Origin of the sequence: Shimia marina (assembly GCF_001458175.1) — a bacterium.
GTDB classification, from domain to species: Bacteria; Pseudomonadota; Alphaproteobacteria; order Rhodobacterales; family Rhodobacteraceae; genus Shimia; species Shimia marina.
In genome coordinates this window covers 403,518-426,780 of the sequence record NZ_CYPW01000027.1, presented here as the reverse complement: position 1 = coordinate 426,780, position 23,263 = coordinate 403,518, and the positions used below count along the sequence as shown (strand labels likewise).

18 protein-coding genes are annotated in these 23,263 nt (G+C 57.7%); 7 read left to right on the top strand and 11 right to left on the bottom strand.

What is annotated here, in order from left to right; genetic code table 11:
• Positions 1-71: 71 nt before the first annotated feature.
• Entirely contained in the window at positions 72-788 is a 717-nt protein-coding gene (gene lexA, locus SHM7688_RS14690; RefSeq protein ID WP_058240686.1) for a transcriptional repressor LexA, read from the top strand.
• On the opposite strand, the gene SHM7688_RS14685 is transcribed toward lexA, so the two are convergent.
• Positions 782-2,821 (bottom strand): ComEC/Rec2 family competence protein, encoded by a 2,040-nt coding sequence (locus SHM7688_RS14685; RefSeq protein ID WP_058240685.1) that lies wholly within the window; start codon positions 2,819-2,821, stop codon positions 782-784. The two genes, lexA and SHM7688_RS14685, sit on opposite strands and share 7 nt — an antisense overlap.
• A gap of 79 nt (positions 2,822-2,900) precedes the next feature.
• Between SHM7688_RS14685 and gltX the strand changes: the two genes are divergently transcribed.
• From gltX to SHM7688_RS14665, 4 genes are all read left to right on the top strand, one after another.
• A complete protein-coding gene (gene gltX, locus SHM7688_RS14680) occupies positions 2,901-4,316 on the top strand; it encodes a glutamate--tRNA ligase (RefSeq protein WP_058240684.1) in 1,416 nt (471 codons plus the stop codon).
• A gap of 85 nt (positions 4,317-4,401) precedes the next feature.
• A complete protein-coding gene (gltA, locus tag SHM7688_RS14675) occupies positions 4,402-5,697 on the top strand; it encodes a citrate synthase (RefSeq protein ID WP_058240683.1) in 1,296 nt (431 codons plus the stop codon).
• Between the two features lie 325 nt (positions 5,698-6,022).
• Positions 6,023-6,877 (top strand): calcium-binding protein, encoded by an 855-nt coding sequence (locus SHM7688_RS14670; RefSeq protein ID WP_058240682.1) that lies wholly within the window; start codon positions 6,023-6,025, stop codon positions 6,875-6,877.
• 233 nt (positions 6,878-7,110) lie between these two features.
• The gene (locus SHM7688_RS14665) at positions 7,111-7,620 is read left to right on the top strand and encodes a DUF2087 domain-containing protein (RefSeq protein WP_058240681.1); all 510 of its coding nucleotides are present in this window, start codon (positions 7,111-7,113) and stop codon (positions 7,618-7,620) included.
• Positions 7,621-7,622: 2 nt separating this feature from the next.
• On the opposite strand, the gene SHM7688_RS14660 is transcribed toward SHM7688_RS14665, so the two are convergent.
• The 10 genes from SHM7688_RS14660 to SHM7688_RS14615 form a co-directional block, all read right to left on the bottom strand.
• Positions 7,623-8,399, bottom strand: a complete 777-nt coding sequence (locus SHM7688_RS14660; protein WP_058240680.1) for an enoyl-CoA hydratase-related protein — start codon at positions 8,397-8,399, stop codon at positions 7,623-7,625.
• A 65-nt stretch (positions 8,400-8,464) separates the two neighbouring features.
• On the bottom strand, positions 8,465-8,935 hold the full coding sequence (locus SHM7688_RS14655) for a cytochrome c-type biogenesis protein (RefSeq protein WP_223229188.1): 471 nt from the start codon (positions 8,933-8,935) through the stop codon (positions 8,465-8,467).
• 8 nt (positions 8,936-8,943) lie between these two features.
• Positions 8,944-10,917 carry a heme lyase CcmF/NrfE family subunit gene (locus SHM7688_RS14650; protein WP_058240678.1) on the bottom strand — a complete coding sequence of 658 codons (1,974 nt, stop codon included), beginning with the start codon at positions 10,915-10,917 and terminating at the stop codon, positions 8,944-8,946.
• Positions 10,918-11,004: 87 nt separating this feature from the next.
• Positions 11,005-11,529 (bottom strand): holin family protein, encoded by a 525-nt coding sequence (locus tag SHM7688_RS14645; RefSeq protein ID WP_058240677.1) that lies wholly within the window; start codon positions 11,527-11,529, stop codon positions 11,005-11,007.
• Positions 11,520-12,131 carry a holin-associated N-acetylmuramidase gene (locus SHM7688_RS14640; protein WP_058240676.1) on the bottom strand — a complete coding sequence of 204 codons (612 nt, stop codon included), beginning with the start codon at positions 12,129-12,131 and terminating at the stop codon, positions 11,520-11,522. The genes SHM7688_RS14645 and SHM7688_RS14640 overlap by 10 nt, the downstream gene beginning before the upstream one ends.
• A 142-nt stretch (positions 12,132-12,273) precedes the next feature.
• A complete protein-coding gene (gene ccmE / locus SHM7688_RS14635) occupies positions 12,274-12,726 on the bottom strand; it encodes a cytochrome c maturation protein CcmE (RefSeq protein WP_058240675.1) in 453 nt (150 codons plus the stop codon).
• A 27-nt stretch (positions 12,727-12,753) separates the two neighbouring features.
• Positions 12,754-13,782 (bottom strand): N-acetyl-gamma-glutamyl-phosphate reductase, encoded by a 1,029-nt coding sequence (gene argC, locus SHM7688_RS14630; protein ID WP_058240674.1) that lies wholly within the window; start codon positions 13,780-13,782, stop codon positions 12,754-12,756.
• Between the two features lie 138 nt (positions 13,783-13,920).
• The gene (locus SHM7688_RS14625; RefSeq protein ID WP_058240673.1) at positions 13,921-14,733 is read right to left on the bottom strand and encodes a glutamate racemase; all 813 of its coding nucleotides are present in this window, start codon (positions 14,731-14,733) and stop codon (positions 13,921-13,923) included.
• Between the two features lie 38 nt (positions 14,734-14,771).
• Entirely contained in the window at positions 14,772-15,650 is an 879-nt protein-coding gene (locus SHM7688_RS14620; RefSeq protein WP_058240672.1) for a lysophospholipid acyltransferase family protein, read from the bottom strand.
• Positions 15,651-15,828: 178 nt separating this feature from the next.
• Complete coding sequence (locus SHM7688_RS14615) at positions 15,829-19,245, bottom strand: indolepyruvate ferredoxin oxidoreductase family protein (RefSeq protein WP_058240671.1); 3,417 nt, start codon at positions 19,243-19,245, stop codon at positions 15,829-15,831.
• A 500-nt stretch (positions 19,246-19,745) separates the two neighbouring features.
• Here SHM7688_RS14615 and SHM7688_RS14610 point away from each other — a divergent pair, with 500 nt between their 5' ends.
• Complete coding sequence (locus tag SHM7688_RS14610) at positions 19,746-20,651, top strand: LysR family transcriptional regulator (RefSeq protein ID WP_058240670.1); 906 nt, start codon at positions 19,746-19,748, stop codon at positions 20,649-20,651.
• Between the two features lie 308 nt (positions 20,652-20,959).
• Positions 20,960-23,245 carry a mechanosensitive ion channel family protein gene (locus tag SHM7688_RS14605; RefSeq protein ID WP_144432598.1) on the top strand — a complete coding sequence of 762 codons (2,286 nt, stop codon included), beginning with the start codon at positions 20,960-20,962 and terminating at the stop codon, positions 23,243-23,245.
• Positions 23,246-23,263: the final 18 nt, after the last annotated feature.

Sequence of the window (23,263 nt, the reverse complement as noted above, 5' to 3'; positions counted from 1 at the left end):
AAAATGTTTTGACACAAAACGAGAACATGCGTAGAACAAGGTTAATACGTTTAATAAAGGGGTCGTCGAGCATGTTGACCAAGAAGCAACTGGACCTGCTGGAATTCATTCACACCCGCCTGCAACGTGATGGTGTGCCGCCCAGCTTTGATGAGATGAAAGACGCGCTGGATCTGCGCTCAAAATCCGGCATCCACCGGCTGATCACTGCGCTGGAGGAGCGTGGCTTCATTCGCCGTCTGGCCCATCGTGCCCGCGCAATTGAGATCGTGAAACTGCCGGAAAGCATGGGTGGTGTCCCATCTGCGCCCACAGCGGCGGGCTTCACACCCAAAGTCATCGACGGGCCGCATCCCTCTCCGGCCAAACCGGCCAATATCACCCCAGATGAGGTACAGCTCTTTGCCCGCGAACTGCCGGTGATGGGCAAGATTGCTGCGGGTGTCCCGATTGAGGCGATCAGCCATGTGGACCATCACGTGGCCGTGCCCGGACAAATGCTCTCTGTGGGGCAAAATCACTACGCGCTGGAGGTCAAAGGCGACTCCATGATCGACGCCGGCATCAACAATGGCGATGTGGTGATCATTTCCGAAACCAACGCCGCTGACAACGGTGACATCGTGGTCGCGCTGGTCGAAGATCAGGAAGCGACACTGAAAACCTACCATCGCAAAGGGGCCTCAATTGCTTTGGAGGCGGCCAACCCCGCCTATGAAACCCGCGTCTATCCCGAAGATAAGGTCAAGGTTCAGGGCAAACTTGTCGGGCTGATCCGCACCTATTGATGCCCCCACTCTGCGCGGATCTCTGCATCATTCCAAAGGCGACGGCCTGCCACCTGGCGGGCCGTTTTTAGTGTGACACCCGTTTCTGTGAGAAACACCGCAATCGCACCACTGTCCTTCAAATCCTCTACATCCAACACCTGACAGGGCACAGGCGCGTCAAACGGCACTGACGAAATCACCAGAGCCTCCGGCGCACAGCCCGAAAACTGCGCCAATCCACGTTTCCCCACCACATGCTGAACCGCGCCCAGATGGGGCAAGGGCTGCACATCCTCCCAAAGCTTGGCCGCCCCCTCCTGCGCCAGAAGCACCCCGTCATTTTCCAACCAATTGCGCGCCACAAACCCCTGCCCGCTGGGTTTTGACAAGGCCCGCCCCTTGTCTGTCAGAACCCCAACAAGCCCGGCCGTATCCGAAATCAGCACATCCGGCCGAGGGGTCAACACCCAGACCAAAGCCGCCGCCAGCATAAGCGGCACGCCACCCCATCGCCCCCGCCCCTGCCACAGCAATACAATGACGCCGCCCATCGCCAGCAGCGGCAAGGCCCATCGACCGCCGCCTTTCACCATGCCCTGCGCCCCCTCAAGCCCACTGACAAAAGCGGCCACCGACAAGATCCAGCGTAATCCCTGCGTCATCACCCACAGGGGCAGCGATTCAAGCCCCAGCGGAGCCAGCACAGCCGCCATCACCGCGCTTGGCATCACCAAAAGCCCCATCACCGGCACGGAAATCACATTGGCCAGCAGACCATAATGCGCCACCAGATTGAAATGCATGGCCGCAATCGGCGCAGTGGCCAATCCTGCCACCAGAGAGGAGATCATCACCGCCAAAATCGGGCGCAGCCACCACGGCCCAAGACGCCAGCCGCTGTCGCGAATCCAGCCAAATATTCCCACCAAAGCCGCGGTCGCCGCAAAGGACATCTGAAATCCCGGCCCCAGCAACGCCTCTGGCCGCATCAACAGCACCAGCACCGCCGCCAGCGCCACCGCCCGCAGGGTCAAGGCCCGTCGATCCAGCAGCACCGCAAGCAAAACCACTGCCGTCATCACAAAGGCGCGCTCCGTGGACACGCTGCTGCCGGACAGCAACAAATAGGCCCCCGCCGCCATCATCGCCACACCAGCAGCAATTTTCTTGCCATTCACCCGCAGCCCCAGCCAGGGAAACAGCGCCACAGTGAACCGCACCGCGCCAAAAACAAACCCGGCCAACAGCCCCATATGCAGCCCAGAAATGGCGAGCAAATGCGCCAGATTGGCCCCGCGCAGCGCCTCGGTCACCGCCTTGGGAATGGCAGATCGATCCCCCGTGGTGATCGCCGCCGCAACCCCGGCCACATCCTGTGGCATGCGCGCCTGCACCTCTGCGGAAATCCACATGCGCAGCCCATAAATACTGCCCCGGATCGGCGTAGGATCCAGACGCACCACTGGGCTGCGCGTATAGCCGACCGCCCCAATCTTCTGAAACCAGGCATGACGCTGAAAATCGAAGCCACCGGGCTCCACCGGCCCGGACGGCGGTGCCAGATGCCCGGTCAGCCCCACCAGCATGCCCGCCGCTGGCACGACGCCACTCTGCTCCCCATGTAAGGCCACCCGCACATGCCGGGGCGTCTCATCCGGGGGCACTTCGCCAAGCCGCACCTGCGCCAATGTAAGCCTCAACGCCTCCGAGGCGGAGCGGTCAATTTTCACGACCCGTCCTTCAATTGGCCCATAATACCGCCACTGCAAAACCGGCCCCGCAACGCCATGTGCGCGCGCTCCAGCCAGAGCAAATCCCCCTGCAATCAGCGCAAGCGCCCAGATCGCCGCCGCCAGATCCGCCTCCCGGCGCCATTTGAAAATCGCTAAAAAGAGAAAGACTGCGCCCGCACTGATCAACAGGGTGCCGCTTGGCTCCACGGGCACCACAAAATAAAGCCCAATCCCCATTGCCAGACAGACCGGCACCCAACAAAACAGATGCCCGCGCTGTGCCAACAGGGACAGACGCAGGGATGCGACGATGCGCAAGCCTTGTCCTCTCCCGACCGTGTCGCTAGACAGTGCTCAACGCTAAATCACCCATGGTTACTGAAAGGTTAAGCCCGCTATGACAGGCCAGGTCGTCACCCGTTTCGCCCCTTCGCCCACCGGCTATCTGCATATTGGTGGCGCGCGCACGGCGCTGTTCAACTGGCTTTATGCCCGTGGCCGCGGCGGCAAGTTCCTCCTGCGCATCGAAGACACCGATCGCGAACGCTCCACGCCAGAGGCCACGGATGCCATTTTGCAAGGCATGCAATGGCTTGGTCTGGATCATGACGGCGAGGTCGTCAGCCAGTTTAACGGCGCCGCCCGCCACGCCGAAGTGGCACAGCAACTTCTCTCCGAAGGCAAGGCTTACAAGTGTTTCGCCACACAGGAAGAAATCGCCGCCTTCCGTGATCAGGCCCGCGCCGAAGGCAAATCAACGCTCTATCACAGCCCCTGGCGCGATGCCGATCCAGCCACACATCCCGACGCACCCTATGTGATCCGCATCAAGGCCCCGCGTGAGGGCAACACCGTGATCCGCGATCAGGTTCAGGGCGATGTGACCATTCGTAACGATCAACTGGATGACATGATCCTGTTACGTTCCGATGGCACGCCCGTTTACATGCTGGCGGTAGTTGTTGATGACCATGATATGGGCGTGACCCATGTGATCCGGGGCGATGATCACCTCAACAATGCCGCACGTCAGATGATGATCTACACCGCCATGGGCTGGGATCTGCCGGTCTATGCGCATATTCCTCTGATCCACGGCGCAGACGGCAAAAAGCTCTCCAAACGCCATGGCGCACTGGGAGCACAGGAATATCAAGCCATGGGCTACCCAGCGGCAGGCATGCGCAACTACCTCGCCCGACTGGGATGGAGTCACGGAGATGACGAATTCTTTACTGACGCTCAGGCCAAGGAATGGTTTGATCTGAACGGCATCGGCAAAAGCCCCGCCCGCTTTGACACCAAAAAGCTGGAAAACATCTGCGGTCAGCACATGGCCGTGGCCGACGATGCTGCGTTGCTGCAAGAAACCCTTGAATATATGGCTGCAGCCGGTCTGCCTGCCCTGAACGACGCGCAGACCGTATTACTACGGGAGGCGCTCTACTGCCTCAAAGACCGCGCCAAGACTTTCCCCGATCTCCTTGAAAAAGCTCACTTTGCCGTGACCAGCCGCCCAATTGACGTAGAGGCAAAAGCGGCCAAAAACCTTGATTCAGTATCCCGTGGTATACTGACTGAATTGACGCCGCAGCTGCAAAATGCTAGCTGGACCCGTGAAGGGCTTGAGGCTGTGATGAACAGCTTTGCAGAAGCCAAGGAAATCAAGTTCGGCAAGATGGCAGGCCCGCTCCGGGCTGCGCTGGCGGGCCGAGCCGCAACCCCCAGCGTCTTTGACATGATGCTTGTGTTGGGTCGCGATGAAACGCTCGCACGTCTGACAGACGCTGCTGACAACGACACTGGGGAGTGAGGGCGCGTAACGTATCCTTAATCCGCAGCATAGAAAAAACGCCGGGGCGATCCGCGACCCCGGCTTGAGAAGAAGGGAAAGAGCCATGTCCGAGACTCAGAAAACAGCCACCCTCACAATTGATGGTGCGACTTACGACTTGCCGGTCTACTCGCCGACATCCGGTCCGGATGTGTTGGATATCCGCAAACTCTACGGTCAGGCGGGCGTCTTTACCTATGATCCCGGCTTCACCTCCACCGCCTCCTGTGAATCCACCATCACCTATATCGACGGTGAAGAAGGTATCCTGACCCACCGTGGCTACCCAATCGGAGATCTGGCGGGCAAATCCCACTATCTCGAAGTCTGCTACCTGCTGCTTTACGGTGCCCTGCCAACCGCCGCAGAACTGGAAGATTTCGAAAGCACCATCACCCGTCACACAATGCTGCACGAGCAGATGGTGAACTTCTTCCGCGGTTTCCGTCGCGATGCACACCCAATGGCCATCATGGTCGGTGTTGTGGGTGCCATGTCCGCCTTCTATCATGACAGCACCGACATCAATGACCCACGTCAGCGTGAGATCGCCTCTCATCGTCTGATCGCAAAGATGCCAACCATCGCGGCCATGGCCTATAAATACACCATCGGTCAGCCGTTTGTGTCCCCACGCAACGATCTGGACTACGCTTCAAACTTCCTGCGCATGTGCTTTGCAGTGCCAGCCGAAGACTATGAGGTGAACCCGATCCTGTCCCGCGCGATGGACCGTATCTTCACCCTGCACGCGGATCACGAACAGAACGCATCGACTTCCACCGTACGTCTGGCCTCTTCTTCCGGCGCAAACCCATTTGCCTGTATCGCAGCGGGCATCGCTTGCCTCTGGGGTCCGGCACATGGTGGCGCAAACCAAGCCTGCCTGGAAATGCTCAAAGAGATCGGTTCCGTGGATCGCATCCCTGAGTATATCGCCCGCGCCAAAGACAAGAACGATCCGTTCCGCCTGATGGGCTTTGGCCACCGTGTTTACAAAAACATGGACCCACGCGCGACCGTGATGAAAGAAAGCGCCGACGAAGTGCTGGAACTGCTGGGTGTCGAAGACAACCCGCTGCTGCAGGTCGCCAAAGAGCTGGAGCACATCGCGCTCAACGATCCTTACTTCAAGGACAAGAAGCTCTTCCCGAATGTGGACTTCTACTCCGGCATCATTCTGGAAGCGATGGGCTTCCCAACGTCGATGTTCACACCGATCTTCGCGCTGTCCCGCACCGTGGGCTGGATTTCTCAGTGGAAAGAACAGCTTTCCGATCCGGCGCATAAAATCGGTCGCCCACGTCAGCTTTATCTCGGCGAAGACGTGCGCTCCTATGCGGACATCGAAAACCGCTGATCACGCGCTGACATGCAAAACACCAAACGCGCCGGATTTCGGCGCGTTTTTTTATGGCCACCGTTTGTGAGAAACAATCCGTTTGATCCTGGGCCATTGATCCCGATTTTTGGCGAATTTCCCTCAAAGTCTTGACACCTTTAGCGTGTTTTTGCAGGTTTCCACCCAATCAAGACCGCCGAAGCGGTCCATCACACATACGCATTATTTTGAACAGAATGTTTGACTGTGCACCCAAACGCGTCTGCCTCATTTTCAGCAAGACGCTTCAGACCCAAATTCAAGACGTGGCGCTGAGGCGTTGCGACGTGCAAGGACGAAGACCATGCTGATGTTAAGCCTCCTTTTGACCGGTGTTGCCGTGGGTGCAATGGTGGGTGCATTTGACAGTGACGATTCTGATGAGAGCACCGGAAGCCCGGAGCCAAGCGATGAACGGACCCCAATTCAGCGCGATGGTGAAGTTGGTGAACTGATCTCCGGCAATGACAGTGATGAGCAGATCTTTGGCACAAACGGCCCCGATATTCTGTCTGGCCAAGACGGCGATGACAGCCTGCGTGGCCGGGATGGTATCGACTTCCTGCTGGGGGGCGATGGCGAAGATTCCCTCTATGGCCAAACCGGCACAGATGAGCTGTTCGGCGGCAACGGCGATGACGAACTCCATGGCGGGCGTGGCGACGATGTTCTCTATGGTGCCGCAGGCAATGACACGCTTTATGGCGGCCCTGGTGATGACGATCTGGTGGGCGCAGATATCACCAACCGCGATCTGGAAATCGCCGACCGTCACGATGATCGCACCCCCTCCAGCCCGCTGAGATTTGAAGTGCCCACAACGGCCGAAGCCAATGTGCTTGATGGCGGTGAAGGTGATGACACCCTGCTCTTGGGCGAAGGCGACGTCGCAACAGGCGGCGAAGGCGACGACGATTTTGACGTGGGCCATTGGGTCGATGACGAAGACAACGTGCCTCTGGTGACAGACTTTAACGAAGAAGATGACACCATCTCCGTACTCTATCCGGCGGGCGAAACCCCACCAACCATCACGCTGGGCAGTGAAAACAATGAAACGCTTGTTTATGCGGATGGTCAGCTTGTGCTGCGCGTACAAGGCGACGGCGGCCCCTTCTTTGCCAGTGACGTTGTGCTGAGCGCCGTCACCCTGACCTGATCTCTATAGCGCCATGGCCGCACAACACGTCGGCCATGGCCCCTCTTGCGTTTTCACCGGCTTGCGCGTACCTCTTGTCTCAGGGTCCGCAGTTCACCCAGGCGCCGCCGGTCATATGACTTCGCTAAACCTGCCAGACACATCATCGACAGCATACTTTTGCACGTGCCGTCGACAAGGGCGGCCATCGACCCCGGCCTTATCGGGATGCACGATTTCAAAAGGATGCCCTCATGTCTAAAGACGTGACCCCTCTTTATGTGGCGGATGTTTCCGCCTTCACCAAAACCCTGCGCGCTGCTTTGTCAGATCGGGACAGCCTGCCCGGACATGCCACCATGTTAACGCTGGTGGCCAAAGCCGCAGGATTTCAGAACCATCAACATCTCAAAGCAGACACAAACGCCACTGCGCCCACCTTGGATGAGCTCGCCCTCAAACGGGCGCTGCGTGTGTTTGATGAAAACGGCCGCATGAATCGCTGGCCCAAATGGACCAAAGTGCAAGGGCTGTGTCTCTGGCCTTTCTGGGCACGCCTGCCTGCGCATCAGGATCTCACCGAAAAGCAGGTCAATGAGGTGCTCAAAGCTGGCCTTGGCTTTGACGATCATGTACTTTTGCGGCGCTCTCTGATCGACCATAAGCTGGCCACACGCACGATTGATGGGCGCGTCTATCGTCGCACAGAACAAAGGCCAACGCCCGAAGCGCTGGCCCTTATGAAACGCCTGAAAGAACGCTAAGCTCAGCGCCCCTCGTATTTCGCGGGGCGTTTGTCCAGAAAGGCCACTACGCCTTCCTTGAAGTCACGCGTCTTGCCCAATTTGCCCTGACGCTTGGCTTCCTGAGCCATCTGCGCCCCCCAGTCATTGCCATAGCTTTCCTGAATGGTGCGTTTGATTTCCTTAAAGGCCAGCGTCGGACCATTCGCCAGATAGGTCGCCCGCGCCTCTACCTGAGCACTATACGCCTCATCGGCAACCGCTTCCCAGATCATACCCCAGTCATCTGCCTGACGGGCCGTGATTTTATCTGCAAACAGCGCAGCTCCCATGGCCTTGGCCGCGCCCATGGATCGCGGCAACTCATAGGTGCCCCCAGCATCCGGCATCAGGCCAATACGCGAAAACGCCTGCATAAAATAGGCGCTTTCCTTGGCGATCACCACATCCGCTGACAGAGCAAGGTTCGCGCCCGCTCCGGCTGCTGGTCCATTCACGGCACAAATGGTGGGGACGGGGCACTCCCGAATGGCCCTGATCATCGGCAGGTACTCATCACGCAGCGTGCGCTCCAGATCGAGATTGGCCGCGCTGGAGCCATCCCCCAGATCCTGACCAGAGCAAAACGCCTTGCCCGCACCGGTCAAGACCACAACACGCGCCTCTTTGCCCGCCACACCCAATGCATGGGTGATCTCTGCGCGCATCTGCTGGGTCAGAGCATTCAAAGTCTCTGGCCGGTTCAATGTCACTGTCGCGACATTGTCCGCAAGCTCATACAAAATGGTTTGGTATTCCATAAATCCCCTCCGCCCGCTGCCTTATTCCGACAGCCCGCTCTTATATGCGCGTCATGAACCCCAAATCACTCCTTCAGGATTTCACTCAGGCGCGCCTGCTCCTCGGCACTTAAGCCCCGTTCGGTTGCGCTGCGCGCCTGTGAGCGGCGGCGTGTATAGGCAAATCCCATACCCAACGCCAAAAGCAACATCACCGGCCCGGCAGCATACAGCAGGATATTCGTCCCACTTGTGCGTGGGCGCAACAGCACATATTCGCCATAGCGATCCACAACAAAATCAACGACCTGCACATTGCTGTCCCCGGCCACAAGGCGCTCGCGCACCAATATGCGCAAATCCCGCGCCAACTGGGCGTTGGATTCATCAATGCTCTCATTGCGACACACCAGACAGCGCAGATCTTTGGAAATCACCCGCGCCCGTTCTTCCAGCGCAGGATCAGCCAGAACCTCATCCGGTTGAACCGCCAAAGCTGGCGCAGCCGCGCCCAGAACACATGCCCCGGCCAGCACAAGGGCTTTCAAAGTTTGCATTCCCCGCATCATTCTGCCGGCACTCCCGCTTTTGGCGCCTTACGCGCGCCGGCGGCCACCCGATAGCGGCGGTCTGTCAGGCTCAGGCAGCCCCCCAGCGCCATCAGAGCGGAGCCGAGCCAGATCCAGTTGGTCAGAGGTTTGATGTAGGTCCGCACAGTATAGGCCCCGCCTGCCTGCGCATCCCCAATCGCCAGATAGACGTCGCGCATGGGGCGATAGTCAATCGCCGCTTCGGTGGTGGGCATGCCTGCCACCGGATAGACCCGCTTTTCAGGATGCAACAGCGCGATCTCCCGACCATCTTGGCGCACACGGATATCCGCCATGGTGCTCAGATAGTTTGGTCCTTCCACCTCGCGCACCTGCTCCAATGTGATTTCATATTTGCCAACCACATAAGGTTCATTCAGCTGCGCCACGCGGATGTCTTCCTGCTCCCAGGCCATCAACCCGGCTACGCCCAGCATGGTGATGCCAAAGCCCGCATGCGCCACCGCCTTGCCCCAGTCGGCCCGTGGCAAACGGCCCAGTCGCGCAAGCCGTTCCGTCACCGCTCCGCGTCCGGTACGCGACATCAGGTCCACGCCCGCACCAAAGACCAGCCAGGCCCCAAGAAACAGACCAATCGGCCCCAGCAAAGAGCGCCCACTTTGCATCGCCCAAGCCAGCCCACCAATGGCCAGCGCCAGCACCAGAGCCGGGATCAGCGGCTTCACAACCCGATCCAACTTGGCGCGCTTCCACGGCAGCATCGCCCCGATCGGCAAAATCGCTCCCAAAAGCACCATAAACGGCGTGAAGGCCATATTGAAGAAAGGCGGCCCCACGCTCAGCTTACGATCAAAGAACATCTCGCTCACCAACGGCCAGATGGTGCCAATGAAGACCACAAAACAGCTCACCGCCAGCAGGATATTGTTCAGCACCAGCGCGCTTTCGCGGCTGACCACGCCAAACACACCTTTGGCTTCCATCGCACTTGCCCGCGCAGCAAAAAGCGTCAGCCCGCCGCCCGTGAACAACGCCAGAATGGCCAGAATAAATACCCCCCGCTCAGGATCATTGGCAAAGGCATGCACCGAGGTGATCACACCAGAGCGCACAATAAAGGTCCCGATCAGAGAGAAACTAAAGGCCATGATCGCCAGCAGGATGGTCCAGCTTTTAAGCGCCTCGCGCTTCTCCACCACAATGGCTGAATGCAACAGCGCCGCTGCCAGAAGCCATGGCATAAAAGAGGCATTCTCCACCGGATCCCAGAACCAGAAACCACCCCAGCCCAGCTCATAATAAGCCCACCACGAACCAAGCGCGATGCCGATGGTCAGAAACACCCAGGCCGCCAATGTCCACGGGCGCACCCACCGTCCCCAGGCCGCATCCACGCGGCCCTCAATCAGCGCGGCAATGGCAAAGGAGAAGGCCATCGAAAGCCCAACATAGCCCAGATAGAGAAACGGCGGATGCAAAGCGAGGCCCACATCCTGCAACAGCGGGTTCAGGTCACGCCCATCAAACGGCACCACCTCCATGCGCTCAAACGGGTTGGAGGTGAACAGGATAAAGGCAAAAAACGCCACCGCCACAGAGCCCTGCACCGCAAGCGCACGGGCGCGGATGCCGGGGGGCAGATTGCCTCCAAACCATGCCAGACAGGCCCCAAACAATGTCAGGATCAGCACCCAGAGCAGCATGGAACCTTCATGATTTCCCCAGACCCCGCTGATTTTATAGAGCATCGGCTTCAACGTATGTGAGTTGGCCGTGACAAGATTCAGCGAGAAATCAGAGGTGACAAAGGCGTAGGTCAGCGCGGCAAAGCTGAACAGAGTGAAGACAAACTGCACCCCCGCCGCAGGTTCAGCCACGGCCATCCAGCCGGGCCAGCGCATTTGCGCGCCAATAAGAGGAACAATCGCCTGCACCAAAGCGGTGACGGCGGCTAGGATCAGTGCAAAATGGCCGAGCTCGATTATCATGACGCCAATATAGAGTGCGGCTCAGGCGGGGCCAATGCCATTTGCGTCAATCAGACGATCACTTTGTTGCGGCCCCGCGCCGCACCCTCAACGCTCACGCACGCGATCCTGTCTCTCCTGCCACGCCCGCAGTGCCGGATTGTCACCGCCATCGCTCGCCTCAAGTGACTGACGACCAGCATCGGCACTGGAGCGCATGACGTAGTGCGACATAACACGCTGAAATTCCTGTCCCTTTGCCTGATGGCGCGCACCAAAGTAGAAACTCACCACCACACCCAAAAGCCACCACAAGGGCTCAGGCACCAAGGCTATCCCCTGCATGCGTGCTGCAAACCAATCCGGGTTGACCATAGCCGCCCCAAACAGCCCAAGACATCCCAGCGCCATCGCTGGGCGTGGCAACCGGTTGATCCCATCCATGATCCGGTCAAATCGTCCACGTTCACCCTGCGCAAACTCCGCCGCATGGGCCTGCATTGCCGCTACCTGAACACTCTGCGCGCGCTGTGCTCCAGCGTCGGCATTTTCCCGAAACACCTCAGCCGTTTCTGCAATCACATTGCGCCCGCCGCCGAACACAAAAGACAAAAGCCGCTCGATCATCCCCATGCCGCCACCCGCTGCTGAAATTCACGTGCATTAAGATGATAGCGCGGCGAAATGAAACTCTCCGCCCGTTTGATCCAGCCCCCTTTGTTGCCTGCACGCGTACGCGCAAACTTGCGCAACTTGGGGCGCTTGTCGGCCAGACGAAAATAGTAATTACGCCGCGCAATCCCATAGGCATCGGCCAGATGATGGGGCGCCGCAGCTGCCGCCGCCTGCGCCGCGCCTATGGTTTGTGGGCCAATCTGCCCATCCACAGCCACTTTCTGCCCCATCTGTCCCAAGAGCCGCTGCAATATTCTCACCGCATGCGCCCCGGCATTGACATACATGTCAAACACCGACGCCTGTAGCACCTCCGGAAGTTGGTCGATCTTGGGTCTGTGATAGTAGTGCCGCAAAAACACCTGCTCTGCGTCCTGCGGCGTCAACCGGCGCACATCATCAATGTCCACATCTCCGTCTGCGTCTTTGTCCAGCCCCAAACGACGCGCTGTCGCCAAGGTCACCCCATGCTTGGTCGCCCCGCCCGGATCATCCGGGTCATTCACAAATCCACCTTCCCGCGCCACGATCTCTTTTGCAATTTGCCGCACGTCCACCATGCCGACCTCCTGAATGCGATACCCATTCAGTCTCCTGGTCTGGCCTTAAATCCCCCCAAGCGCGGCGCGCGCTGCTGTTGCAACAAAAACCCCCGCAGGCGTGGCCGGCGGGGGTTAAATTCATGGAAACAAACAAAAATGATCAGCCATCACCCTCTTCATAGTGTTGATAGACACCCTGCTCCTTGAGCGCATCCACCACCTCTTTGGGCATGTAGGTCTCATCATGTTTGGCGAGGATTTCGGTCGCTACAAACACCCCATCCACATAGGATCCCGTACCCACCATGCCTTCGTTTTCCTTGAACAGATCCGGCAGGATGCCGGTAAAGGTCACTGGCACCGAGGCACCGCCATCTGTCACAGAAAACCGCACAGTTTCACCTTCTTCACGCACAAGAGAGCCATCCTCCACAAGGCCGCCAATGCGAAACACCTCATTGGCCGCAGGTGGCTCAGCCACCACCTGCGACGGAGAGCGGAAGAAATTGATGCCATCGCGCATCGCATAGCCAATCAGGGCCGTGGATACGATCAGGGCTACGAAGGTCAGGATAATCACCTGCACCCGGCGTTGCTTTTTGAGGCTCTTCATCTTTCCTCTCTGGCGCGTACGCGCAATTTACGGGAAGCAAGGGGCCAGCATCAGGCCAGCCGTCTCTTCCTCACCCAACATCAGATTGGCGTTCTGCAACGCCTGCCCGCTGGAGCCTTTGGTCAGGTTGTCCAGCGCCGCAATCACAATGGCGCGCCCTTCGATCCGGTCCCCACTCACACCGATATGGCAGAAGTTAGAGCCACGCACATGGCGCGTGCTTGGCGCTTCGCCAAAGGGCAGCACCTCAATGAACGGTTCCTCCCCATATGCCGCCACAAGAGTCGCATGGATCTCTGCCGCATCGCCCTGCACATAGACCGTCGCCAGAATGCCCCGGTTTGCAGGCACCAGATGGGGCGTAAATTGCACCTTCACCTCACGGCCTGCGATCTTGGAAAACTCCTGATCAAACTCGCCCAGATGCCGATGCGTGCCGCCCACGGCATAGGCATGATAACCTTCGCTCAACTCCGCATGCAGCAGGTTCTCTTTCAAGGACCGCCCTGCGCCAGAGACTGCACATTTCAGATCCAGAATGATCTGATCAAGATCAATCACACCCGCTTCAATCAGCGGACGCAACGCAAACTGACCTGTGGCCGCGTTGCAGCCTGTGCCCGCCACAACCCGCGCCGCTTTGATCTCGTCGCGGTAAAATTCCGTCAGGCCATAGACAGCCTCTTTCTGAATTTCGAGCGCATCATGCTGACCGCCATACCATTTCGCGTATTCCTCAGGGTCGCGCAGCCGGAAATCAGCACTCAGATCCACAACTTTCACATCCGACGGTAAAGCTTTGATAACCTTTTGAGATGTGGCATGGGGCAAGGCACAGAAACACAGATCAACATCGGCAAAATCAATCTCATCAATCTTGCAAAGTGTTGGCAGTGACAGGTGGCGCAAATGCGGAAACACCGCCGCCATTTCCATGCCTGCTTTACGATCGGCGGACAAAGCCACAATTTCCATGGATGGGTGGGTGGCAATCAACCGGACAAGCTCTGCCCCGGTGTAGCCACTGGCGCCAAGAATAGCGATTTTATGGGTCATCTCTTCGACCTCTTCCCTTCATCAGACCGCAGCTTCCACGCGGTCGCCCCGTCATCTACGGGGTAAATAATCCGAAATACATGTGATTGCGAGGGCCTGCGCCCGCAGGTCGCAGCCCTTTGTGTGCATCAGCGGTGTTCAGGCCGCCTGAAAGCTGATTTGTCGTCGCAAAAACTGGGTGGCGCGATCACTCACCTTGCGGGGATCGCCTGTTGTCAGAAACAGATTGTCTTTGCCTTCACCGATCATTTTCGGATGCCGCTCCAGATAGTCCGCCAGCGAATCTGCCACCAGATTGGCCTGACTATACACTTTTACGTCCGCCCCCAAAGCATCTTGAAACGTGTCATGCATCAGAGGGTAATGGGTACAGCCCAAAATCGCTGCCTGCGGCTCAGGCATCTTGCGTTGCAACGCGTCCACATGGCTGCGCACCAAAGCTTCGGCAAGGATCAGATCCCCGTCTTCAATGGCGTCCACTACGCCCCCACAGGCCTGCGCCTCTACATCCACGCCAATTGCGCGAAACGCCAACTCGCGCTGAAACGCACGGCTGGCCACCGTGGCCGGCGTTGCAAACAGCGCCACATGTTTCACTTCCACTTCACGCGGCGGGCTGTTGTCGCCCCAGCTGCGTTCCGTCAGCGCCTCAATCAGCGGCACAAACACCCCCAACACACGTTTGTCACTGGGGATCCAGCTTTCCTGCATCCGGCGCAGGGCGGCCGCGCTTGCGGTGTTACAGGCCAGAATGACCAGATCACAGCCCGCATCCCACATGCGCTCCACCGCCGAGGTGGTCAGGTTGTACACATCATCCGCATCGCGCACCCCATAAGGCGCATGGGCATTGTCGCCAAAATACACCAAGGGCACATCCGGCAAACGTTTACTCACCGCGTCATAAACGGTCAGCCCACCAAGCCCACTGTCAAAAAGTCCAACTGCCACGACACACCTCAATCCGCCTCTTGGGCCTAATGTCTATGTCAGGCCCGATATTTTTCTTCAAACTCATAGCCGTAGCCCAAATTGGCAATCGGCTTTGGCGACAAAGAATAGGTGCTGTGTCGCAGAAAGTCCATGAGCGCCTTAGTGTCTTGCGCGCGGCGCTTAAGCGCATCGGCATCAAGTGGCTCACCAATCACCACCCGCACCGGCGTGTCCACGCGTTTTTTGAACTCCCGGATCAAAAATCCCATGCGCAACGTATAATGCAGGTGGCTTGCAATCTGAAACAAACGGCTGGTGTGGCCGTCAAAATACACCGGCACCACCGTCGCCTCAGATTTCGCCACCATCCGCGCCGTGAACCCGCGCCAGCCCGGATCAAGCGGCGTGCCAAAAGGCCGCTCTGCGGTCGAGACGGTGCCCCCCGGAAAGATGCCCATCGCACCGCCCTGCGCCAGATAGTCCAACGCGGTCTTGCGGGTTTGCAGATTGAGCTTCACCGCCTCTTTGGTGTCATCAAAGCTGATCGGCAAAATGATACGGTTGAGATCTTCAGCCTTGCGAAACACCTGATGTGCCAGAATGCGAAAATCTCCGCGTGTCTCACTCAGGATATGCCCCATCATCAACCCATCCAGAATACCATAAGGATGGTTTGCAATCATGATCAGCGGGCCGGTCTTTGGAATATTGCTGAGCGATCCACCAATCACATCCAGCGTCAGCCCATACCGCTCACGCATGACTTCCCAAAAGTCACGTCCGGCGGCCACTTCATCCTCATAGCCACGCGCACGTTTGATCAGCCTCAAACGTCCCGTGGAGTTTTCCATCATACGGATCATCGCCCGCCCACTGCGGGTCTGGGCGGAATAGGCATAGCTGATGTCGCGGGCAGATTTGAGGGCGGAAGGCATGGCAGGTCTCAGATGTCGTTACTGCGCGCACCCTATGACAGAAATGCGAAAGTTTTTTAACCTTCCTGCGGATCGCAAGCAAAATTCGCCCATATTCTGCAAACAGACCTTATAAAAAGCCCGCCGCAAAAACGGCAGGCTTCCAATGCATAGCCGGCGCAATCAAAGCTTACTCGACTTACTCCGCAGCGGCCTTAATCTGATCCCCTTGCTGCAAAGCCGCCAGAAGCTCCTCGCGTCGCTTGGCAGCTTTGGCTTGATTGGCCATTTTCACCGGCCCAAACCCTTTGATCTGCAATGGCAGCTCTGCCAGCGCCACAGCCGCATCAGGCGCATCCGCACCATGCTCGGATATGATCTCAGCCAGATCAGCCTCATATTGCGCAATCAGGGCGCGTTCCATTTTCCGTTCCGGGTGGCGCGCAAACACATCAAGCGGCGTGCCCCGCAGGCGCTTTAATCTGGCAAGCAGCGGAAACAGCCGCATCATGCCCGCACCATACTCCGACTTAAGCGGGCGCCCATTTGGCCCCTCCTTCGCCACAAGCGGCGGCGAGAGGTGGAACTTCACGGAGAAATCTCCCTCAAAGACCTCTTCCGCCTTAGCGCGTGTCTCCAGATGTAGCCGCGCGACTTCATACTCATCTTTATACGCCAGCAGTTTGTGATAGCCCAAAGCCACGGCCTGCTTCAGACGCGGGTCGGAAATGCTCTCCACCAGCTTGCGATACTTCTTGGCCAACCCCTTGCCCTGATATTTGACAAGATGATCGGCTCGAAAAGCGATCTTTTCCTCCAGTGACTTTGGCATCTGCACCACTTTGGGAGACAGCATGCCAGCCGCCTCTTCCGGATAGAGCACCGCCCAGCGACCAATCTCAAAAGCGCGCAGGTTTTTCTCAACCGCCGCGCCATTCAGCTCAATCGCGCTGACAATCGCCGCGTGGCTCACCGGCACCAGCCCATTCTGCCAGGCCGCGCCAAACACCATCATATTGGAGAAGATCGCATCGCCCATCACCACGCGTGCCAGCTCAGAGGCATCAAACAGCGCCAGCTTGTCTCGTAGCCGCGCCTGCAACGCCACTTCCAGACGCCCAGTCGGCAGCCTGAAATCCGTATCCCGCGTGAAATCACCGGTGATAATCTCATGGCTGTTCACCACAGCGCCCGTGCGCCCTTCTGACGTCAGCCCGAGCGTTTTTGCGCCCGCACTCACCACCAGATCACCGCCAATGAGCGCGTCACATTCGCCCGTGGCAACCCGCACCGCGCTGATGGCCTCCGGCGTCTCCGCAAGACGGCAGTGGATGTGCACCGCGCCGCCCTTCTGCGCCAACCCGGCCATTTCCATCATGCCAGCGGCCTTGCCATCAATCTGCGCCGCCTGACTGAGGATCGCACCAATGGTCACAACACCGGTGCCACCCACGCCGGTGATCACCACATTATGTGTGCCTGCAATCGGCGCAATCTCGGGCATCGGCATCTGCGGCAAATCAAGCGATGCGGTCGCAGCCTTTTTGATCTTGGCCCCTTCGACGGTCACAAAACTGGGGCAAAACCCGTTGAGACAACTGAAATCCTTGTTGCAGCTGGATTGATTGATCTTCCGTTTGCGCCCCAGCTCGGTCTCCACCGGTTCAATCGAAATACAGTTGGACTGCACCCCGCAGTCGCCACAGCCCTCACAAATATCCGTATTTATGAATACCCGCCGATCCGGATCCGGGAACTGCCCCCGCTTGCGGCGGCGACGCTTCTCGCTGGCACAGGTCTGCACATAGACAATGGCGCTCACACCACTGATATCTCGAAACTTTTCTTCAACACTTTTTAGTGCGGCACGTTCTTTGAAAAGGATCCCGGACGGAAACAGACTGGGGTCCACCTCTTCCTTTTCATCATAGACCACCGCAAGCGCCTCCACCCCCATGGCATGAAGCTCATGCGCGATCTTCTGTGGGCTCAGATTGCCGTCATTAGACTGCCCGCCGGTCATCGCAACCGCATCGTTGAACAGAATTTTATATGTGATGTTGGTCCCCGCGGCGAGCGCCGCCCGGATCGCCTGCACACCTGAGTGATTGTAGGTGCCATCGCCAAGGTTCTGGAACACATGTTTGGTTTTGGAAAACGGCGCCTCACCAATCCAATTGGCCCCCTCGCCGCCCATATGGGTAAAGCCGGTGGTCTCCCGATCCATCCACTGCACCATATAGTGGCAACCAATCCCCGCATAGGCGCGGCTGCCTTCGAGCACTTTGGTGGAGGTGTTGTGTGGGCATCCCGAACAGAACCAAGGCGTGCGCGTGGCAATGTCTTCGGCATTGTCCGCCCGCTGCGCCTCTTTCAACGTGGTCATACCGGCCTTCACCGCATCGGTGCCCCGCCCTTCCTCGATCAGAATATCGCCGAGCTTTTCAGCAATCATAATCGGGTCCAGCGCACCACGCGTCGGAAAGAGCTCTTCGCGCCCCATCAAGCCTGCGCCGCCCTTATACCAGCCATAGACCCGACGCCCGCGCCGATCATCAAAGATCGCTTCTTTGATTTGCACCTCAATCAGCTTACGCTTCTCTTCCACCACCACAATCAGATCAAGCCCCTCGGCCCATTCCGTGAAGGTGATCATATCCATCGGGAAAGTCTGCCCCACCTTATAGGTGGTGATCCCCAGCCGCTCCGCCTCTTGCTCATCAATCCCAAGAAGCTGCAGCGCATGCACCAGATCCAACCAGTTCTTACCTGCGGCCACAAACCCAATCTTGGCCCCCGGCTTGCCCCAGACCCGTTTGTCCATCTTGTTGGCCCGGCTGAAGGCTTCTGCGGCAAAGCGTTTGTGATCAATCATCCGCGCTTCCTGCGCATGCGGCGTATCGGTGAGCCGGATGTTTAGCCCGCCTTCCGGCATATCAAACGCGGGGGTCACAAAAGACAGCCGATGTGGATCACCATTCACCACCGCGGTTGCTTCAATTGTGTCCTTCATGGTCTTGAGCCCAACCCAGACACCCGCAAACCGGCTCAGCGCCAGACCATAGAGCCCATAGTCCATGATCTCCTGCACGCCTGCAGGTGAGACCACCGGCATATAAGCATCCACCAGCGCCCATTCGGATTGATGCAGCACGGTCGAGCTTTCGCCGGTGTGATCATCCCCCATGGCCATCAGCACACCGCCATTGGGGCTGGTGCCTGCCATATTGGCATGACGCATCACATCTCCGGTGCGATCCACTCCGGGCCCCTTGCCATACCACAGCCCAAAGACACCATCGAATTTGCCCTCGCCCCGCAGCTCTGCCTGCTGGCTCCCCCAAAGCTGTGTGGCCGCCAAATCTTCGTTCAGACCGGATTGAAACAGCACGTCATGGGCTTCGAGCTCGGCTTTGGCGCGCATCATCTGACTGTCCACCGCGCCCAATGGCGACCCGCGATAGCCGGTGACATATCCTGCCGTGTTCAAGCCTGCCTCGCTGTCTCGCGCCTTCTGCATCAACATCAGCCGCACCAACGCCTGCGTCCCATTTAGCAGAACAAATTCTTTGCTCAGATCCAGTCTGTCATTCAAAGATACCTTTTGGATACTCATCTTGCGCTCCCCTCGCTGGACGGTGTCTTCCAATATAGTGCCTATATTAGGTCGCAATTCCTGACCTATGTAAACATTTTTTTGAACACTTGTTCACTTATCCTTATACGGACGCCGCGCGTTTCCGGATTGCCTTCGGACAAGCATCTGAATTCAATGTATTTTCCAAAAATCCCAAAATAACAAAAATTCAACCACCCAAACACCCCTGCCCCTTTCACTCAAACGTGCAATGCAACCGCCACCGTCATCACGCAAAGCCTTGGATCGCATTTCTCACAGCGCAGGCAGATGCCCTTTTCTTGATCACAGACCAAGGGAAGTGGCGACCTGCCTGTCAATGTCCACCAAGCCAACACAAGACTTTGAAACTTCGTACAAACTTCACTTTTCTTCCGAAGAAATAAGGCCTATTCGGTGCGCCTCTAATTCGAGCATTGGTCAAATAATCTTTGACTGACAACTAACCACATGACACAAAACAACAAAATGGAGCCGTCATGGATTGGGACAAACTCAGAATTTTTCATGCCGTCGCGGATGCGGGCAGCCTGACACATGCAGGCGATGTTTTGCACCTGTCCCAGTCGGCGGTGTCGCGCCAAATTCGCGCCCTGGAAGAATCTTTGAACACCACGCTGTTTCACCGCCATGCCCGCGGCCTGATCCTCACCGAGCAGGGTGAATTGCTGTTTGATGCGACCACCGCCATGAATAAACGTCTGGATGCCGCCTCCGCGCGCATCCGCGACAGCGAAGAAGAAGTGTTTGGCGAGTTACGCGTCACCACCACCATCGGCTTTGGCACTCTCTGGCTCGCCCCGCGTCTGACCAAACTCTATGAACAATACCCTGACCTCAACATCGACCTGATGCTGGAGGAAAAAGTGCTCGACCTTCCAATGCGCGAAGCCGATGTGGCGATCCGCATGAAAGAGCCAAGTCAGGCAGATCTGGTCCGCAAGCGCCTGATGAGCGTGCGCATGCGCCTTTACGCCACACAGAGCTATCTTGAGCAGCACGGGGAACCTGAAAATCTCGCCGATCTGCACGACCATCGCCTGATCTGCCAAAACGTCAATTCCGAACAGATCGGCGCAGGCGCCAGCTTTGTCACCAGCCTGCTCGCCAATGACGTCACCAAGATGCTCTACGTGAACAACTACTTTGGCGTGCTGCAGGCCGTCACACATGATCTCGGCATTGGCGTTCTACCCGATTACCTGATCCAAGATTTCCCGGATCTGGTGCGCGTGGGCGAACACATCGAATCTGCGGAAGTCCCAGTATACTTGGCCTTTCCAGAAGAATTGCGCCAATCCAAGCGCATTGCAGCCTTCCGTGATTTTGTTCAGGAAGAGATCATTCTGCACCGCAAGCAATTGCGCGACAAAGAGATTTCCTAAGCTATGCGATAACCGCATAGCAGGCATGCCGACCCTCCGGCAGAAAATCTCTTGAAGGTTTATAAACTGACTACTAATTGATCTCTCGAAGACGATGATTGCTTAGAAGCGCATCATCTTCACCTCCCTGTTGGACTAAGGCCGAGCTTATTGCTCGGCCCTTTTTTTTGCCCGAAGGACGGGGAAATCGGCTGTATCATTTCGATTTCACTTTCTGAAATTCCGATAGACGCCCGGGGTTGGAGCCTTGACCTGATCACACAAAAGTCATCTCATTGATGGGATTTTTTTTCAGCATAGAGTCCCTCATGAGACAGATCGTATCGTCCATATTGCTGACACTTCTTCTAAGTGTTGGCGGTATCACGGCGGCAGAGGCCCAAGGCCTCCCAACCACCACAGCATCCTCGGCCCCTGCCGAAGACGTGGTCGACATTAACCCATCAGAAATGACGTCCGAGGCCATCAACGCCATGGTCGCCCGCATGTCCGACGATCAGGTGCGTTCAGTTTTGCTGGACCGGCTGGATGCCGTGGCTGCAGATGGCACAGCGCCTGAGGCTCCCAAAACGCTGGTAGAGCGGGTCGCCGCGCTTTGGACAGCCTTCTCTCAGCCGCTGCTGGACGCGGTGCGCAAGCTGCCTGCCGTCATCCCCGCTCAGATCGAGGCCTTTGGAAACTTTTCCGCTGCACATGGCGGCTTTGGTGGGGTCCTGTCGCTCTTTGGCGTGACGGCCTTGTTGCTCGTCGTGGGTCTCGGTGTCGAATATGCTGTGCGCACCTGGCTTATCAAAGTGCGCAATCCTCAGGTTGCAGAGGGGGATACGACCCTGAGGGAAGCCCTGACTTTCCTGTTCAAACGCTTCCTGCGCGAAATTTTTGGTCTGGTGATTTTCTATGTCACCGTGCGCGCACTTGGCCGCACCATTCTGGATCCACATCAAGCCACCTTCGTAGCACCTTTCATTGGCTACATGATCTGGATGCCCCGTATCGCGGCGGCCTTCTCCCGCTTCCTGATGGCGCCAAAGCGCCCGGATCTGCGTCTGGTCAATGTCAATGACCGCTGGGCCAGCTTCATCCACCGCCACATCATCGGCATCGTTGTCTTGGGCGGCGCAACCATTTTTGTGGTGCAGTTCAACGTCATCAATGGCGTGCCTGCCGGGGAAACCCGCATCGGCTTCTGGATCGACTCCATGGTCTATCTCTATATCGCCTATGTCGCATGGACAGCCCGTGAAGGCTTTGCGGACATGATGCGCGGCGATGATCCGGACCGCACCGAGTTTGACGAAGCCATGGCACGAGCCTACCCATATTTCGCGCTGATCGTTGCGGGCGGCACTTGGGTGCTGGTCTCCATCATCATCGGTCTGGGCAAGGTTCAGCTTCTGCTGAATGGTGCGCATTACACCACCATGTTCTGGCTGCTGATCGCCCCCGTGATCGATACCGGCATTCGCGGCCTTGTCCGCCATCTGGTGCCCCCGATGCAAGGCGAAGGTGCCGTCGCACAGGAAGCCTATGTGGCCACCAAACGCAGCTATGTGCGCATCGGTCGTGTGATCGCCGTTGGTGCCGTGCTGGCGCTGATTGCGCGCGCATGGAATGTCGCCCTGTTTGATCTCTTCCAGGATCGCGCAGGCATCGGCGACAACCTCTTCAGCTTCGCCATGACCGTGATCGTGGGCTATGTGGTCTATGAGGGTGTCAGCCTCTATATCAACCGCCGTCTGGCGGCGGAGATGACCGCATTGGGCATGAGCCAGGAAGATGCCGACAATGAAATGGGAGGCGGCGGCGCATCGCGTCTCTCCACTGTGCTGCCCCTTCTGCTGGTGACCGCACAGGGCGTGATCATTGTGATCTTCGGCCTGCTTTCGATCGGCAACCTTGGCATCGACATCACGCCGCTTCTGGCCGGCGCGGGTATTGCAGGTCTCGCCATCGGTTTTGGCGCGCAAAAACTGGTGACCGATGTGGTCTCAGGCGTGTTTTTCCTCGTGGATGATGCTTTCCGCGTGGGTGAATATGTGGAGATTGACGGCACCATGGGCGCGGTTGAGAAAATCTCGATCCGCTCCATGCAGCTGCGCCACCACCTTGGCCCCGTGCACACCATCCCCTACGGCGAAATCCCCAAACTCACCAACTACTCGCGTGACTGGGTGATCATGAAGCTCAAATTCACCGTGCCGTTTGATACCGATCCCAACAAGGTCAAAAAGATCTTCAAAAAGATCGGTCAGGAAATGCTGGTGGAAGAGCTCTACAAAGATGACTTCCTGCAGCCGTTCAAATCGCAGGGTGTGTTTGACATCGATGATGTCGGCATGATCATCCGCGGTAAGTTCATGGCCAAACCGGGCAAGCAGTTCATGATCCGCAAAGAGATCTACAACCGCGTCAAAGCTGCCTTTGCAGAAAATGGCATCGACTTTGCCCGCCGCGAAGTGCGCGTGGCCTTGCCAGAAGCGGCCAAAGACCTGCCAGAGGCGGACAAGGCTGCCCTCACCGCTGCCGCTGCTGCCGCCGCTCAGCAGCAACAAGAAGGCGAAGGTGCCGCAGCCCCCTCCAAAGGGCCGGATTGATCTTCAAAGGAAGCATAA